General features: G+C 47.4%; 5 tRNA genes and 2 rRNA genes. All 7 read left to right on the forward strand.

Going from position 1 to position 1,340, the window contains the following annotated elements:
- Window positions 1-135, forward strand: a 16S ribosomal RNA gene (locus DZ54_RS0117485); the annotation flags it as partial.
- 80 nt (window positions 136-215) lie between these two features.
- A tRNA-Glu gene (locus DZ54_RS0117490) sits at window positions 216-291 on the forward strand.
- A gap of 2 nt (window positions 292-293) precedes the next feature.
- Window positions 294-369, forward strand: a tRNA-Lys gene (locus DZ54_RS0117495).
- 12 nt (window positions 370-381) lie between these two features.
- Window positions 382-457, forward strand: a tRNA-Ala gene (locus DZ54_RS0117500).
- A gap of 12 nt (window positions 458-469) precedes the next feature.
- A tRNA-Val gene (locus DZ54_RS0117505) sits at window positions 470-545 on the forward strand.
- Between the two features lie 28 nt (window positions 546-573).
- Window positions 574-649 (forward strand) — tRNA-Ala (locus DZ54_RS0117510).
- 349 nt (window positions 650-998) lie between these two features.
- Window positions 999-1,340 (forward strand): 23S ribosomal RNA (locus DZ54_RS0117515); the annotation flags it as partial.

The raw sequence follows: 1,340 nt of genomic DNA on the forward strand, positions 1-1,340 counted from the left end.
CACACCATGGGAGTGGCTGCACCAGAAGTAGATAGCTTAACCTTCGGGAGGGCGTTTACCACGGTGTGGTTCATGACTGGGGTGAAGTCGTAACAAGGTAGCCCTAGGGGAACCTGGGGCTGGATCACCTCCTTACTGACGCTATTCTTGCGAGTGTTCACACAGATTGTATAGGTTGAAGTTATAAGAGGATATGTTCCCAAACATATCAGCGTGTCCCATTCGTCTAGAGGCCTAGGACACCGCCCTTTCACGGCGGTAACAGGGGTTCGACTCCCCTATGGGACGCCATTGGGTTGTTAGCTCAGTTGGTAGAGCAGTTGACTTTTAATCAATTGGTCACAGGTTCGAATCCTGTACAACCCACCATTTCTCAGATGCGGGGCTATAGCTCAGCTGGGAGAGCGCTTGCATGGCATGCAAGAGGTCGGCGGTTCGATCCCGCCTAGCTCCACCAAATCTGAAAGATGGGCGATTAGCTCAGTTGGGAGAGCACCTCCCTTACAAGGAGGGGGTCACTGGTTCGAGCCCGGTATCGCCCACCATTTTCTCGATAGAGAAAGTGCTATTGTTGGGGCTATAGCTCAGCTGGGAGAGCGCCTGCCTTGCACGCAGGAGGTCAGCAGTTCGATCCTGCTTAGCTCCACCATTTCATTATACGTTTTTACAGCAGTTATTTCCTGTTGCGATGACTGGTGTCTGAAAGCGAATAATAAAGTGGTTTATTTAGTAATAAACGACATGCTCTTTAACAATCTGGAAAGCTGACAAGTCATTCTTTAAGAATGACAGTAAAGTTCTCAATCAGTGACAATGTATTGTCACTCACACAATCAAGTGTGCTTGGACTTTGTCTTATTACGATAAGCAAAGTCTCTATTTGAGTCCGGCAAAAACAAAACCTTAATTGGTTGATGATTCAACACTAAGTGGTTTGCGACGTAGATTTCTTTTTAAAAAGAGAAAGATCGAGCAAAAAAGACCTCTTGGGGTTGTATGGTTAAGTAATTAAGCGTAGACGGTGGATGCTTGGCAGTCAGAGGCGATGAAGGACGTATTAACTTGCGAAAAGCCCAGATAAGGCAGTAAAAGCCATTTGAATCTGGGATGTCCGAATGGGGAAACCCACCTGCATAAGCAGGTATCTTAGTGTGAATACATAGCGCTAAGAGGCGAACTCGGGGAACGTGAAAACATCGATAAGTACCCGAAGGAAAACGAAAAGAATCAAATTGAAGATTCCGGCCGAGGTAGCGGCGAGCGACCCCGGRATTAGCCTTAAGCAGACTTGGCGTTAGGTGAACAGGTTGGAAAACCTGGCAACAAAGGGTGATAGCCCC

The organism is Salinivibrio socompensis S35 (genome assembly GCF_000513715.1).
GTDB classification, from domain to species: Bacteria; Pseudomonadota; Gammaproteobacteria; order Enterobacterales; family Vibrionaceae; genus Salinivibrio; species Salinivibrio socompensis.